Source organism: Pseudomonas sp. 9AZ (assembly GCF_902506525.1).
Lineage (GTDB): Bacteria > Pseudomonadota > Gammaproteobacteria > Pseudomonadales > Pseudomonadaceae > Aquipseudomonas > Aquipseudomonas peli.
This window is the reverse complement of the sequence record NZ_LR733840.1, coordinates 1,861,082-1,874,789: the sequence shown is the minus strand read 5'-3', so window position 1 is coordinate 1,874,789 and position 13,708 is coordinate 1,861,082. Positions and strand designations below refer to the sequence as shown.

Annotated in this window: 13 protein-coding genes and 1 riboswitch; of the genes, 12 read left to right on the top strand and 1 reads right to left on the bottom strand. The window is 65.2% G+C overall.

Annotated features, from left to right (window positions below; genetic code table 11):
* Positions 1–45: 45 nt before the first annotated feature.
* The 11 genes from cbiE to ALTER154_RS08685 all read left to right on the top strand — a co-directional run bounded on the left by cbiE (position 46) and on the right by ALTER154_RS08685 (position 10,928).
* On the top strand, positions 46–1,248 hold the full coding sequence (gene cbiE / locus ALTER154_RS08735) for a precorrin-6y C5,15-methyltransferase (decarboxylating) subunit CbiE (protein WP_160086292.1): 1,203 nt from the start codon (positions 46–48) through the stop codon (positions 1,246–1,248).
* On the top strand, positions 1,245–1,964 hold the full coding sequence (locus tag ALTER154_RS08730) for a cobalt-precorrin-6A reductase (RefSeq protein ID WP_160086290.1): 720 nt from the start codon (positions 1,245–1,247) through the stop codon (positions 1,962–1,964). The genes cbiE and ALTER154_RS08730 overlap by 4 nt, the downstream gene beginning before the upstream one ends.
* Positions 1,965–2,047: 83 nt before the next feature.
* Positions 2,048–2,758, top strand: a complete 711-nt coding sequence (locus ALTER154_RS08725) for a (2Fe-2S) ferredoxin domain-containing protein (protein ID WP_160090076.1) — start codon at positions 2,048–2,050, stop codon at positions 2,756–2,758.
* A 62-nt stretch (positions 2,759–2,820) separates the two neighbouring features.
* A riboswitch (cobalamin riboswitch) is annotated at positions 2,821–3,026 on the top strand.
* 296 nt (positions 3,027–3,322) lie between these two features.
* On the top strand, positions 3,323–5,434 hold the full coding sequence (locus ALTER154_RS08720; RefSeq protein WP_160086288.1) for a TonB-dependent siderophore receptor: 2,112 nt from the start codon (positions 3,323–3,325) through the stop codon (positions 5,432–5,434).
* Positions 5,434–6,204 carry an ABC transporter ATP-binding protein gene (locus tag ALTER154_RS08715; protein ID WP_160086286.1) on the top strand — a complete coding sequence of 257 codons (771 nt, stop codon included), beginning with the start codon at positions 5,434–5,436 and terminating at the stop codon, positions 6,202–6,204. Before ALTER154_RS08720 ends, ALTER154_RS08715 begins: the two co-directional genes overlap by 1 nt.
* A complete protein-coding gene (locus ALTER154_RS08710; protein ID WP_160086284.1) occupies positions 6,201–7,154 on the top strand; it encodes an ABC transporter substrate-binding protein in 954 nt (317 codons plus the stop codon). The genes ALTER154_RS08715 and ALTER154_RS08710 overlap by 4 nt, the downstream gene beginning before the upstream one ends.
* Entirely contained in the window at positions 7,151–8,170 is a 1,020-nt protein-coding gene (locus tag ALTER154_RS08705) for an iron ABC transporter permease (protein ID WP_160086282.1), read from the top strand. Before ALTER154_RS08710 ends, ALTER154_RS08705 begins: the two co-directional genes overlap by 4 nt.
* Before the next feature lie 117 nt (positions 8,171–8,287).
* Entirely contained in the window at positions 8,288–8,545 is a 258-nt protein-coding gene (locus ALTER154_RS08700; RefSeq protein ID WP_090378569.1) for a hypothetical protein, read from the top strand.
* Between the two features lie 56 nt (positions 8,546–8,601).
* Positions 8,602–9,438, top strand: a complete 837-nt coding sequence (locus tag ALTER154_RS08695; protein WP_160086280.1) for a DUF692 domain-containing protein — start codon at positions 8,602–8,604, stop codon at positions 9,436–9,438.
* Positions 9,438–10,232 (top strand): DUF2063 domain-containing protein, encoded by a 795-nt coding sequence (locus tag ALTER154_RS08690; RefSeq protein WP_160086278.1) that lies wholly within the window; start codon positions 9,438–9,440, stop codon positions 10,230–10,232. Before ALTER154_RS08695 ends, ALTER154_RS08690 begins: the two co-directional genes overlap by 1 nt.
* Before the next feature lie 108 nt (positions 10,233–10,340).
* Positions 10,341–10,928, top strand: coding sequence for a LysE family translocator (locus tag ALTER154_RS08685; RefSeq protein ID WP_160086276.1), 588 nt, complete (start codon positions 10,341–10,343; stop codon positions 10,926–10,928).
* On the opposite strand, the gene ALTER154_RS08680 is transcribed toward ALTER154_RS08685, so the two are convergent.
* Entirely contained in the window at positions 10,929–11,756 is an 828-nt protein-coding gene (locus tag ALTER154_RS08680) for an AraC family transcriptional regulator (RefSeq protein ID WP_256665621.1), read from the bottom strand.
* Between the two features lie 142 nt (positions 11,757–11,898).
* Here ALTER154_RS08680 and ALTER154_RS08675 point away from each other — a divergent pair, with 142 nt between their 5' ends.
* A complete protein-coding gene (locus ALTER154_RS08675; RefSeq protein ID WP_160086272.1) occupies positions 11,899–13,653 on the top strand; it encodes an ATP-binding protein in 1,755 nt (584 codons plus the stop codon).
* Positions 13,654–13,708: the final 55 nt, after the last annotated feature.

Here is a 13,708-nt window from a genome sequence, read left to right as displayed (position 1 = left end):
ATGCGCTGACACCCTTGCTCGTCGGGCGGGCGCAGAGGAGTAGGTATGACGGCCTGGTTAACCCTGGTGGGTATCGGTGAAGACGGCTATGCCGGCCTGGGTGAGGCGGCGCGGCTGGCGCTGGGCGAGGCGCAGTGGATTGTTGGCAGCCCACGGCAGCTGGCGCTATTGCCTAGCGACCTGCCAGGGCAGCATGAGCTGTGGCCCAGCCCATTCAGCCTGGAGCCGGTAATGGTGCGGCGCGGGATGCCGGTGTGTGTGCTGGCCAGCGGTGATCCACTGTTCTATGGCGTTGGCGCGAGCCTGGCGCGGCAGCTGCCGGCGGATGAATTGCGGGTGTTCTCTGCGCCCTCATCCGTCTCACTGGCTGCTGCTCGCCTGGGTTGGCCACTGCAGGACGTGACGGTGCTGTCGCTGGTGGCGCGGCCGTTGGCGGCGCTGCAGGCGCAGATTTTCCCCGGTGCGCGGCTGCTGCTGTTGAGCAATGACGGTGACAGCCCGGCGGCAGTGGCCGAGCTGCTGCGTGAACGTGGTTTTGGCCCCAGCCGTTTGACCGTGCTGGAGCATCTGGGCGGCGATCAGGAACGGCGCATGGATGGTCTGGCCAGTGACTGGGCGCTGCCGCGCGCCGCTGACCTCAATCTGCTGGCAATCGACTGTGTGGCCGCCGCCGATGCGCGTTTGCTGCAGCTAACGCCGGGTTTGCCGGACGACGCCTATCAGCACGACGGCCAGCTGACCAAGCGCGACGTGCGCGCCATTACCCTGGCGCGCCTGGCGCCGCAACCTGGCGAGCTGCTCTGGGATGTCGGCGCGGGCTGCGGTTCCATCGGCATCGAATGGATGCGCACACACCCCAGCTGCCGGGCGCTTGCCATCGAAGCTGACGCTGGCCGTCAGGCGCATATTCAGCACAACCGCGATGCCCTCGGCGTGCCTGGCCTGCAACTGATCGCCGGCCGTGCGCCCGAGGCATTGAGCGGATTGGCCGCGCCGGATGCGATCTTTATCGGCGGCGGGGTGACCATCCCCGGTGTGCTGGAGCAGTGCTGGGCCAGCCTCAAGCCGGGCGGGCGCCTGGTGGCCAATGCCGTGACCCTGCAAAGCGAAGCGGCGCTGGTGGCCTGGCGCGAGCAGGTGGGCGGTGAGCTGACCCGCATCAGCGTGGCCCAGGCGCAGCCCTTGGGCGGTTTCGATACCTGGCGCAGCGCCTTGCCGATTACCTTGCTGGAGGTGCGCAAGCCGTGAGCCCGCGCATCCTGCTGTTGGGCGGCACCACCGAGGCCCTGCGTCTGGCGCGTCGCCTGAGTACTGAAGCGATCTATAGCCTGGCCGGTCTCGGCCGGGTGCCGGATGACTTGCCCTGTCAGGTGCGCGTTGGCGGCTTTGGCGGAGCCGAAGGGCTGGCGGCGTTTATCCGCGAACAGGGCGTCGAACTGCTGCTGGATCTGACCCACCCCTATGCCGCGCAGATCAGCGCCAATGCCGCCCGCGCCGCCGAGTTGAGCGGAATCGCCTGCTGGGCGCTGCGCCGTCCCGGTTGGCAGGCCGGAGAGGGCGATGACTGGCGTGAAGTGGATAACTGGGCCGGTTTGGTCGAAGCCCTGAAGGATTTCCGCCGTCCGCTGTTTACCCTGGGCCGCGAGCCGCTGGAACACCTGCACGAGATACCCCTGCATCAGCACTGGACCGTACGTTGTCTGACGGCCCAGCAAGGCGTGCCGCGTGCCGAGATTATCGGGGCGCGCGGGCCGTTCGCGCTGGACGAGGAACGCGCGCTATTCGCCCGCCTGGGCACCGATGTGCTGATCAGCAAGAACAGCGGCAGCCAGTCCACCGAGCCGAAATTGCAGGTGGCGCGGGAGATGAGCCTGCCGGTGCTGCTGCTGCGCCGGCCGCTCTTGCCGAGTGTGGACCGCGAGTTTGTTAGCCTCGAAGCGCTGACCGAGGCGCTGCAGTTATAGGGCGAGTTGCCCGCCGAGCGGTTGCCCCCCAAGCAAAAAATCCCCTGTTAGACTGCCGCCCCGCTTTGGAGGCCGCCATGACCATGCCCGTTTCGCCCTACGCCCGCATTCTGTTTGTCGGCCCCGACCTGACCGAGGGCTCGTTCGCTGAGCTGCTGCGCCGTCGTCTGGCTGAGCTGCGTGGCGAAGCGGCGCTGGCCGATATCGTCGACACCAGCGCAGGCTATGCGCCGCTCTGGCAGCGCGTGGCTGAGGGCGAGCGGCCGTTGCTGGTGATCGACCTCGAGCCGCAGAGCAGCAGCCCGCACCTCGATTGGCTGCGCAGCGAACTGTGCCAGCAGGCCAACCCTGAGCAACTGTTTGTCGCCAGCGCCATTGGCCAGGCTGAAGGCCTGCCGGTGGAGGCCGCCTGCGCGCTGATCGAGCGCCCCGAGCTGCACCTGCCCTGTGTGGGGGTGGCCGCCGTGCCGGGGCATCACGCCTGGTCGCAGATTCCGCCGCACGCGCAGCGCCTGCTGCTGTGCAACGGCCCGCGCTGTACCCGGCGCGGTGCACTGGACCTGTGGAAAACCCTGCGCCAACGGCTCAAGGCCGCCGGCAAGCTGGAGTGCGAGGGCGGGGTGCATATCACCCGTACACAGTGCCAGTTCCCCTGCGATCTGGGCCCGACGGCCAGTCTCTATCCGGCCGGCGAGTGGTTCCGTGTGCGCGACGAAGCCGAGCTGATCCGCCTGGTCGACGAGCGCCTGGTGGCCGGTCGCGCGGTGCCTGAGCTGCGTATCGATCAGGGCTGAGAAGACCGCTGTAGAGCCATTCGGTAACAGCTAAAAACTTGACGCGGATCGGCCTGAATGGTCATATCCGCGCCGTTTCAGGTGTCTCACGCCGCCGTGCGTGAGGTTAAACGGGAAGTCGGTGCGCCCTTTGGGCTAGTCCGACGCTGCCCCCGCAACGGTAAGCGAGCGAAGTCATCACGATGCCACTGTGCAGTTTCTGCATGGGAAGGCGATGGCTTCATGACCCTCGTAAGCCCGGAGACCGGCCTGATTCTTAGAACCTGTCTACCATCTGCTGCGCGTCGGCACTGCTGCGTTAAAAACAGGCTCGGAATGCTCATGTACAAAAGTACACTCCGCTTCCTTGCCTCTTTTTGCCTTGCATTGCTCTAGCTCGCGGAATCGTAAACAGGTTCTTAGGGATGTTGTGCGCTGCCCGTGATGCAGCGGCAACCCCCAACTGTTTGGCAACCCGCGGTGGGCGGGCGTTGACGCCGATCGTGGGTGCCTGCGCGCCCGTGTTTTGCTGTTGCGCGTTTCCATCGGGATTGCCGTGCCTATCCCTTTTGCGATGGAAGCATCATGGCGCGCTATCCCCTGTCTCAACTCTCTGTTTCCCTTGCCCTGTGCCTGGCCGGTTCGGCTGTGGCGGGCGAATCTCCAGTCAATCTGCCGGCCACGACCGTTCAGGCCAAGGCTGCTGCGGAGGGCGAAAGCGATCTGCATACGCCCAGCAGCAGTGGTTCGCGCTTGGGCCTGAGCGCCCTGCAAACCCCGGCCAGCACCAGCAGCCTGAGCGGCGCGCAGGTGCGCGGACGCAACAACCTCAGCGTGCAGGATGCGGTCACCCGCACCCCTGGCATCAGCAGCATCGGCAGCCCCGGCAATGGCGGCACCGCACTGTCGGCGCGCGGCTTTACCGGGCACAGCGCGACCATGCAGCTGTACGACGGCACCCGCCAGTATGTCGGGGCCGGCACCGTGACCTTCCCGGTCGACACCTGGTCGGTGGAGCGCGTTGACGTGCTGCGCGGCCCGGCCTCGGTTCTCTTCGGTGAAGGCGCGACGGGCGCGGTGATCAACGTGGTGCCGAAAAAGCCGTTTAGCGGCGCCATCAGCAACCAGCTGCGTATCGGCTACGGCAGCGACGACCGTCGCCAGGCCGCGCTGGACAGCGGCGGCTCGCTGAGTGATGCGTTGAGCTACCGGCTCAACCTCAATCAACAGGCCAGCAATGGCTGGGTCGATGATGGCGAGTCGCAGAGCCAGGCGTTGAGCGCGGCCCTGCGCTGGGATGCCAGCGATGCGCTGAGTTTCACCCTGTCCCATGATCAGGGCGATCAGGACCCGCAGCGTTACCTGGGCACACCGCTGGTCGCCGGCCAGTACCGCGAGAGCCTGCGCGAGCGCAATTACAACGTCGATAACGCCGAGATTCGCTACAACGACCAGATCACCCGACTGGTCAGCGACTGGCGCATCAACGATGCCCTGACCGCCAGCAACCAGCTGTACTACATCAAAACCCAACGCTACTGGCGCAATGCCGAGTCCTACCGCTGGCAGCCGGGCGATCAGGTCAAGCGCAGTGACTTCTACGAGATCAAGCACACCCAGGAGCAGGTCGGCGACCGTCAGACCTTCACCTTGGAACACGCTCTGTTTGGCCTGGACAGCCGCAGCGTGGTGGGCGTGGACTACAACCGTATTCACTTCGCCCGTCAGCACGATTTTTCCAGCAGCTTTACTGACAGCGTGCCGCTCGCCGGCAGCGGTGGCGGTCAGTATCAGAGCACCGATCCACTGGGGTACGGCCCGCGCGAACGTAACTTGGCGCGGCAGTTCTCGCTGTTCGCCGAGAACCGCACCCAGCTGACCGAACGCCTGTCGCTGGTCAGCGGCGTGCGCCGCGATCAGCTGCATATCCAGCGCGACAACCTGCTCACCGACAGCAGCGCCGACCGCAGCCTGACGGGTGATAACTGGCGCGCTGGGTTGGTCTTCGAGGTCACGCCCGAGCTGTCGCTGTACGGCCAGTACGCCACCAGCACCGAGGGCGTGAGCAACTTGCTGACGCTCAATCCGAGCCAGCAACAGTTCGACCTCAGCGAGGCCAAGCAAACCGAAATCGGCCTTAAGCAGGCGTTCTGGAATGGCCAGGGCGAATGGACGCTGGCCGCATACCACATCGTCAAGGAGAAACTACTCAGCCGCGCCACCCCGACCGCGCCGACCGAGCAGATCGGCCAGCAGTCTTCCGACGGCCTGGAAGCCACCCTGGAGCTGGCGCTGGGGCAGGGCTGGCAGGTGTCGGCCAACGCCGCGTGGGTACGCGCCGAGTACGACGACTTCCGCGAGGCCGGTGGTGACCGCAGCGGCAACCGGCCGACCAACGTGCCACGGCGCACCGCCAACCTGTGGTTGAGCAAGGCGCTGAGCGAGCAGGTGCAGGCAGGCATCGGCGCGCGTTATGTCGATTCGCGCTACTCCGATACGGCGAACAGCGTGGCGCTGCCGAGCTACACCCTGGTCGATGCCAACATTGCCTGGCAGGTGCAGGCGGCTGTGCGTCTGGGCCTGGAGCTAAACAACCTGTTCGACCGCCAGTACGCCACTACCGGCAGCAGCGACGGCCAGCAGTGGTACCTGGGCGCGCCGCGTTCGTTCTTTGTCACTGCCGATTACCGTTTCTGATGTCGCGCTTGCAGATCAGCGAGCTGGCCTGGTCGCCCAATGGCGAGCGGGCCTTGCTCGACGGCATTGAACTGGCAGTCGGCGATGGCCAGCTGGTCGGCCTGCTCGGCCCCAACGGCAGCGGTAAGACCAGCCTGCTGCGCTGTGCCTACCGCTTTCAGCGGCCCGATCAGGGTTCGGTTGAGCTGGACGGCGAAGCGCTGTGGAGCCGCTCGCCGCGCTGGTGCGCACAGCGGGTGGCGGTGGTGCTGCAGGAGTTTCCCCAGGACTTCGGCCTGACCGTGGCCGAAGTCGCCGCCATGGGCCGCACGCCGCACAAGGGCCTGTTCGATGGCGATGACCAGGCCGATGTTGCTCTGGTCGAGCAGGCCCTGGCGCGGGTGGGTTTGACTGAGCACAAGCGCCAGGCGTTCGCCCATCTCTCCGGCGGCGAGAAGCAGCGCGTGCTGTTGGCCCGCGCGCTGGTGCAGCAACCGACGCTGCTGATCCTCGACGAGCCGACCAACCACCTTGACCCGCGCTACCAGCTGGAGCTGCTGCGGCTGATCAAAACCCTTGGCCTGGCGACCCTGGCCAGCTTTCACGATCTCAATTTGGCGGCGGCCTTCTGCGACCGCCTGTATGTGCTCGACCACGGCCGCGTGGTGGCCAGCGGTACGCCGGCTGAGGTGCTGACTGAAGCGCTGCTGGCCGAGGTGTATGGCGTGCAGGCGCTGGTCGACCGTCATCCCCTCGCGGGGCACCCGCGTATTACCTGGATCAATCCATGAAGCGTTTTCTGCGTTACGCCCTGTGCATTCCGTTGCTGGGCGCGGCCCTGTCCGCCCAGGCGGTTACCGTCACCAGCTGCGACCGTCAGCTGACCATCGAGCAGCCGCCGCAGCGCGCAGTCAGCCAGGACATCAATCTGACCGGCATGCTGCTGGCCCTCGGGCTGAAATCGCGGATGGTCGGTTACAGCGGCATCAGCGCCTGGAAAACTCCCAACCCCGAGCTGATGGCGCAGCTGGCCGATTTGCCCGAGCTGGCGGCGCGGCACCCGTCGCTGGAAAACCTGCTTAACGCCGAGGCGGATTTCTTCTTCGCCGGCTGGAACTACGGCATGCGCGTCGGCGGTGAAGTCACCCCGGCCAGCCTGACGCATTTCGGCATCCCGGTGTACGAGCTGAGCGAGTCCTGCGCCCATGTCATGCCACGCCGGGTGGCCAGCCTGGAGGATGTCTACAACGATCTGCATAACCTCGGCCGCATCTTCGCGGTTGAGTCGCGCGCCGAGGCGCTGGTGCTGGGCATGCAGCAACGGGTGGCGGCGGTGCGTGAGCGCCTGGCCGACAGCGGCCCGGCGCCACGGGTGTTTCTCTACGACAGCGGCGAGGAAAGCCCCTTTACCGCCGGCCGCCTGGCCATGCCGCAGGCGCTGATCGAAGCCGCTGGCGGGCGCAATGTGATGGATGAGCTGGCCGCGAGCTGGGTGCGCGTTGGCTGGGAAGCGGTGATCAGCAGCGACCCCGAGGTGATTCTGATCGTCGATTACGGCGAGCGCAGTGCGGCGCAGAAGCGTGACTTTCTGCTGCAGCATCCGGCTTTGCAGGGGCTGACGGCGATTCGTGAACAGCGCTTTGTGGTGCTGCCGTACCTGGCGGTGACGCCGAGCCTGGAAAACGCTGCCGCCATCGAGACCCTGGCCGCCGCGCTGCACCCGCAGGCCTTCGGCCAATGATTCGCAGCCCGCGCGCCTACCGCCTGTTGCTGCTGGTGCTGGCCTTGGCGTTGGCCTTGTCCTGTGCCGCATCCCTGGGCTTTGGCGCCGCGCCGGTGCCACTGCCGCGCGTGCTGGAGATCCTCGGCCAGCGCCTGTTTGACTTGCAGTCGGCGCAGGCGGTGAGCAGCGCCCAGGACAGCATCGTCTGGCTGATCCGTGCGCCACGGGTGGTGCTCGGTGCACTGGTCGGTGCCGGGCTGGCGCTGGTCGGCACGGCGCTGCAGGCGGTGACCCGCAATCCATTGGCCGATCCACATCTGCTCGGCGTCAGCTCCGGTGCGGCGCTCGGCGCGGTGATTGTGGTGCTGTACCTGGGTGAATTTATCGGCCTGCTCAGCCTACCGTTGGCGGCCTTTGTCGGCGCGCTGGTGAGCATGCTGCTGGTGCTGGCGATTGCCAGTCGCGGCGGCCGGCTGGAGAGTGACCGCCTGTTGCTGGCCGGGGTGGCGGTGTCGTTTGTGATGATGGCGGCAAGCAACCTGCTGCTGTTTCTTGGCGATCACCATGCCGCCAGCTCGGTGATCTTCTGGATGCTCGGCGGCCTCGGGCTAGCGCGTTGGGAACTACTCTGGCTGCCAGCGCTGTGCCTGGCGCTGGCCCTGCTGCTGTTACTCGGTCTGGCGCGGGCGCTGAATGCGCTGATGGCCGGTGAACACAGCGCGGTCAGCCTCGGTCTGGAACCGCGTCGGGTGCGTTTGCTTGTGTTTGTTTGCGCTTCGCTGCTGACCGGGGTGCTGGTGTCACTGAGCGGTGCCATCGGCTTTGTCGGGCTGATTCTGCCGCACGTGGCGCGCTTTCTGGTGGGCGCCGAGCACCGTCGCCTGCTGCCGGTCAGTGCGTTACTCGGTGCGCTGTTTCTGGTCTGGGTGGATGTCGCCGCGCGCACCCTGCTGGCGCCGCAGGACCTGCCCATCGGCATCGCCACGGCGGCGATTGGCGGGGTGTTTTTCGTGCTTTTGCTGCGTCGGCGCTGAATCGCTGAAGTTTTTTTCAGCGCTGCTGTAACGTCTGTTCGTCTCGTCGCTCTAGTTGAATGCCGGCACACAAAACCCTTTTCGTCCGGCCAACCCAGATCACCCGAGGATACGCACATGAACATGAAATCTACCGCTGCTACCGGTGCTGCTATCGCTTTCGCTGCTGCCAGCCTGTTCGCTGGTCTCTCAAGCACCGTAGCAGTGGCTGAAGAAGCCAAAGTACATTGTTACGGCGTCACGTCCTGCAAAGGCCAGAATGACTGCAAGACCGCCGAAAACAGCTGCAAGGGTCAGGGTGCTTGCAAAGGTCACGGCTTCAAGTCGATGACCCTCGCTGAGTGCAATGCCGCCAAAGGTACTGTCGGCGAGTAAGTGAGCCGGGGCGGCCGCCGCGCGGTTGCCCCGCATCACCCTGCAAGGAGCCAGCAATGAATGCTCAACGCGGCAATCTGGGCTTTGGCCTCGGCCTGCGCAGCACCTATTACCAAGCCATTCTCGAACAACAGCCGGCGATCGACTGGTTCGAGATCGTCTCGGAAAATTACCTGGTAGCGGGCGGCAAGGCCCTCTACTTTCTCGATGCCATCGGCGAGCAGTACCCGCTGGTGATGCATGGCGTGTCGCTTTCGATTGGCGGCCCGCATGAGCTGGACCGCGACTACCTGCGTCAGCTCAAACACCTCGCCGCGCGCGTGCAGCCAGCGTGGATCTCCGATCACCTGTGCTGGAGCCGGGGCAATGCCCATCAACTGCACGACCTGCTGCCGCTGCCTTATACCGAGGAGAGCCTGCAGCATGTGGCCGAGCGTGTGCGCCAGGTGCAGGACGTGATCGAACGGCCTCTGGTGCTGGAAAACGTCTCCAGTTACCTGCGCTGCGCCGATGATCAGTTCAGCGAATGGCAGTTCCTTGCCGCACTCAGCGAGTTGAGCGGCTGCGAGCTGTTGCTGGACGTTAACAATGTGTACGTCAGTGCACGCAACCATGGCTTTGATGCCTGGACCTTTATCAGCACCCTGCCCAAGCAGCGCATTCGTCAGCTGCACCTGGCCGGCCACAGCGATTACGGCAGCTACCTGATTGACACCCATGATCAGCCGGTCAGCGATCCGGTCTGGCAGCTTTATCAACGCACCCTGCAGCACCTCGGCCCGGTGTCCACGCTACTGGAGCGCGACGATCATTTTCCCGATCTGGATGTGCTGCTCGACGAGCTGAATACCGCGCGCCGGTTTGCCGCCCAAGCACTGCAAGGCACAGCGTAATGCGCCTGAGTGACTGGCAGGCGCAGGTGCAGGCCTACCTGCTCAAACCCGATGCCCAGCCCAATCCGGCGCTGCAGGCCAGTCTGCTGGGTAGTGCGGCGCTGAGTGCCGAACAGGGCCTGGCGATTTACCACAACGCTTACCGCGCGCGCCTGCTGGAAGCCTTGCGTGGTGACTATCCGGCGGTGCATGGCTGGCTCGGTGATGAAGAATTCGATGCCCTGGCCCTGGCCTATCTCGCTGCGCACCCCTCGCAGCATTTCAGCCTGCGCTGGTTAGGCGCACAGTTTGCGGACTTTATCGACGGCTACCTGATTCCCGCACAGGCCGCGCCGCTCAGCGAACTGGCGCGGCTGGAATGGGCCTTTACCCTGGCCTTCGATGCGCCAGAAGGCCAGCCCCTGAGCCTGACGCAGATGGCCGAACTGCCGGCTGAAGACTGGCCGACCCTGCAGGTGCGTTTGTTACCGAGCGTGCAGTGGCTGGCGTGCCGGCATAACAGCCTGGCGCTCTGGCGTGCGTGCAAGGAGCAGGGTGACTTCCCCGGCAGCCAAGCATTGGTTGAGGTGGAGACCTGTGTGGTCTGGCGCGATCAGCTGATTACCCGCTACCGCAGCCTGGCGGCCGATGAAGCGGCGGCACTGCAGGGCATGACTGTGCAGGGTTGGAGCTTCGCTGAGCTGTGCGGCGAGCTGGCGCACCTCGGCGAACAGGCACCCGTGCAGGCGGTGAGCTGGTTGCGTCAGTGGCTGGCGGATGGGCTGTTGCAGCGGGCGGATCACGTCCAGCCGTGATGATCTCTGCCCTGTCGGCACATACCCGTACAGGGCATTTTCCTTCAATACCTTGCGCGGTGGGCCTGTCAGCCTGGCACCTCCTTTGGTTGTGCTGACAGGTGTGTGATGAATACGCTGTTTTACTCCATGGCAGGTTTTGCCCTCGCTGCTTCGATCTCTCCCGGCCCGGTCAACCTGCTGGCGCTTAGTGCCGGCGCGACCCATGGGCTGCGCAGCAGCATGCGCCATGTCACCGGGGCGACGTTCGGCTTTACCGCGTTGTTGCTGGCCATGGGCCTGGGTTTGCAACAGCTGTTGCAGCAGTGGCCGGTACTGACGCAATGGGTGGCCTGGTTTGGCGTCGCCTTTCTGCTGTACATGGCCTACGGCCTGGCCCGGTCTGACGGACAGCTGAGCGGCAATGCCGCGCAGCAGCGCCCGTCGCTGTTCAACGGCGCGCTGATGCAGTGGCTCAACCCCAAGGCCTGGCTGGCCTCGATGGCAGGCATGGGCGCCTATGCGGCGGATGGTGATCTGTGGCGGGTGGGGCAGTTCGCGGCGCTGTATTTCGTGATCTGTTATCTATCGATCAGCTGCTGGGCGCTGGCCGGGGTTTACCTGCGCCAGTACCTGGAGAATCCGCTGTACCTGCGCCGGTTCAATCGCGGCCTGGCCTTGCTGCTGGTGCTCTCGGCGGTTTATCTGCTGGTTTGATCAGGCGCGGCGGTATTGCCCGGGGGTGGCGGCGAGCAGCTGTTTGAAGGTGCGCTGCAAGTGCGCCTGGTCGGCAAAGCCGGCGTCCAGCGCCACCTCGGCAATCGACTCGCCGCGTTTCAGTCCGGCCTGGGCCACTTGCACACGGCAGTTGAGCAGGTAGGCATGTGGGGTCATACCGTAGTGCTGGCGGAAACTGCGAATCAGGTATGAGGGCGACAGCTCGGCGGCACTGCAGATGGCGTCCAGCTTGAGCGTCTGGGTGCAGTGCGCGCGGATAAATTCTGCCGCCAGACGAATGCGCGGGTTGTCCTCGCGGATGGGTGCCGGCGCGGGTGCCAGGCGCTGTTGCAGGGTGCTGAAATAGTCGATCAGAGCGCACTCTTTGCGCAGCTGATCGACCGATGCGGCATTGAGCAGGTCGTACAGCTGGTTGAGGCCGTTGAACAGCTCAGGGTCGCGGCTGAGGATGGCGGAGAAGGGCTGCAGTTGCGGGTTGTGGCCGAACCCTAGCTGGTGTTGCAGCTCGCCCAGCCAGGCGCTGTCGATATAGAACATGCGATACGACCAGGGCTGCCCGTCCACGGGGTTGCAGGCATGCACGTCACCCGGATTCATCAGCACCAGCGTGCCGGCGGCCACCTGCTCGCGCGCTTTTTCATTGAAGTAGGTGCTGCGGCCCCGGGTGATAGTGCCGATCGAAAAACACTCATGGGAATGCTTGGCGTAGCACAACAGACGGCCATCAAGGGCTTCGCGCGTTTCCACGAAGGGCAGCGCCGGGTCGCGCCAGAAGCGTGGGGTGGTGGCCTGTTGCTCAGTGCTCATCATGCGTCCCTGGCGTAATCGCCGTATAGCCAGCGCTGACTATAGCGGCCGCAGGCGCTTGTTCAAACAGTCGAGCCGCTGCGCACTGCGCGGCGCGGTGCTTTGTCTTACCATGCCGGCTCCACCGTGTTGCGAGCCGCGCATGTCTGCCTTTTTGTTGCGTTACCGCGTTGCCCTGATCGTCCTGCTGATTCTACTCGGCCTGCTGGCGAGCATCTGGCTGGCCGGGCGTTACGCCGAGCAGCGCGCCTGGCAGGAGCGCAGTCTGGAGGCGCGCGGGCAGTTGCAGCTGTATGCGCAGTCGATCCACACCCTGGTCGAACGCTTCCGCTCGGTACCCGAGGTGCTGGCGCTGGACAGCGATATCAAGTCGCTGCTGCGCGCGCCGGATGACAGCTTGCTGCGCAGCACACTCAACGAGCGGTTGGAGCAGCTCAATACGGCCGCCGGCTCCAACGTGCTGTATCTGCTCAACGACCAAGGCGAAACCCTGGTGGCGAGCAACTGGCGCGACTGGAGCAGTTTTGTCGGCAACAACTACGCCTTCCGCCCGTACTTTCAGGACGCTGTACGCCAGTCCTCCGGGCGTTATTTTGCGGTGGGCGTGACCACCGGCATCCCTGGTTATTTCCTCTCCCATGCGGTGCGCGACGACGACGGCACGGTGCTCGGCGTGCTGGTGGTCAAGCTGGAACTGGAAGAGTTGCAGCGCGAATGGGCCAGCCAGCCTGGTGTGCTGCTGGTGGCCGACAGCTACTCGGTGGTGATCCTCAGCAACCGTCCGGCCTGGCGTTTTCTCGCCCTCGACAGTTTGAGCGAGCAGGCCCGCGCCGAGCTGGTGGAGGTGCGCAAATACGCCGAACAGGCGCTGCAACCGCTGGCCAGCACGCTGCGCCGGCAGATCGATAGCGACAGCCAGTGGCGCCGGGTCGAGGGACCGGATGGCCCGCGTGACTACCTCTGGCAGCGCCAGGCCCTGGGCGATGAAGGCTGGACCCTGCACCTGCTGCACGAGCCGAAAACCCTGGTCGACAGCGTGCGCAGCTACCGCCTGGCCGCCGCCGGGGTATGGATGACCCTGGCCTTTCTGCTGCTCTACCTGGCCCAGCGGCGCAAGACTCAGCGCTTGCAGGCCGGTATTCGTGAGCGCCTGGAGCGTGAAGTGGCGCTGCGCACCGCCGAGTTGCGCGAGGCTCAGGAAGGCCTGGTGCACGCTGCGAAGATGGCGGCGCTGGGGCAGATGTCGGCGGCCATGGCCCATGAAATCAATCAGCCGCTAACGGCCATGCAGATGCAGCTGGGCAGCTTGCGCCTGTTGCTCGATAGCGGTCGCCAGGACGATGTGCGCGAAGGGCTGCAGCGCATCGATGGCCTGCTGCAACGCATTGCCGGGCTCACCGGCCACCTGAAGACCTTTGCTCGTAAAAGCCCGGCGGGGCTGAGCGAGCGTCTGCGGTTGAGCGATGTGCTGGAGCAAGCCTTGCAGCTGTTGGCGCCGCGCCTGCGCAGCGAACAGGTGCAGCTGCACAACGAGATCGACACCGAGGCGCGGGTGCTGGGCGATGCGATTCGCCTGGAACAGGTGCTGCTCAATCTGCTGAATAACGCCCTGGATGCCATGGCGGACAGTACCGTGCGGCAACTGCAGATTCGTATCGAGCGTCAGGCCGAGCAGTGTCTGCTGAGCATCGCCGATAGCGGCGGCGGAATCGCCAGCGAGGCGCTGGGGCATGTGTTCGAACCGTTCTTTACCACCAAGCCGGTGGGCGCCGGCTTGGGCCTCGGCTTGGCGGTGTCCTACGGCATCGTCCGCGAACTGGGCGGCAGCCTGGAGGCGGCCAATGGCGAGCAAGGCGCGGTGTTTATCCTGCGTCTGCCGGCAGCACCGAATGCGTAGTGCGGGTTATTTCCCGGATTTTATCCGGGCTACACTGCCCGCCGATTTAAAGAGG

Bases quoted from the DNA above. Each gene is read 5' to 3' on its own strand.
- cbiE (WP_160086292.1), top strand. From the start codon at position 46: ATGACGGCCTGGTTAACCCTGGTGGGTATCGGTGAAGACGGCTATGCC.
- ALTER154_RS08725 (WP_160090076.1), top strand. From the start codon at position 2,048: ATGCCCGTTTCGCCCTACGCCCGCATTCTGTTTGTCGGCCCCGACCTG.
- ALTER154_RS08720 (WP_160086288.1), top strand. From the start codon at position 3,323: ATGGCGCGCTATCCCCTGTCTCAACTCTCTGTTTCCCTTGCCCTGTGC.
- ALTER154_RS08715 (WP_160086286.1), top strand. From the start codon at position 5,434: ATGTCGCGCTTGCAGATCAGCGAGCTGGCCTGGTCGCCCAATGGCGAG.
- ALTER154_RS08710 (WP_160086284.1), top strand. From the start codon at position 6,201: ATGAAGCGTTTTCTGCGTTACGCCCTGTGCATTCCGTTGCTGGGCGCG.
- ALTER154_RS08705 (WP_160086282.1), top strand. From the start codon at position 7,151: ATGATTCGCAGCCCGCGCGCCTACCGCCTGTTGCTGCTGGTGCTGGCC.
- ALTER154_RS08700 (WP_090378569.1), top strand. From the start codon at position 8,288: ATGAACATGAAATCTACCGCTGCTACCGGTGCTGCTATCGCTTTCGCT.
- ALTER154_RS08695 (WP_160086280.1), top strand. From the start codon at position 8,602: ATGAATGCTCAACGCGGCAATCTGGGCTTTGGCCTCGGCCTGCGCAGC.
- ALTER154_RS08690 (WP_160086278.1), top strand. From the start codon at position 9,438: ATGCGCCTGAGTGACTGGCAGGCGCAGGTGCAGGCCTACCTGCTCAAA.
- ALTER154_RS08685 (WP_160086276.1), top strand. From the start codon at position 10,341: ATGAATACGCTGTTTTACTCCATGGCAGGTTTTGCCCTCGCTGCTTCG.
- ALTER154_RS08680 (WP_256665621.1), bottom strand. From the start codon at position 11,756: ATGAGCACTGAGCAACAGGCCACCACCCCACGCTTCTGGCGCGACCCG.
- ALTER154_RS08675 (WP_160086272.1), top strand. From the start codon at position 11,899: ATGTCTGCCTTTTTGTTGCGTTACCGCGTTGCCCTGATCGTCCTGCTG.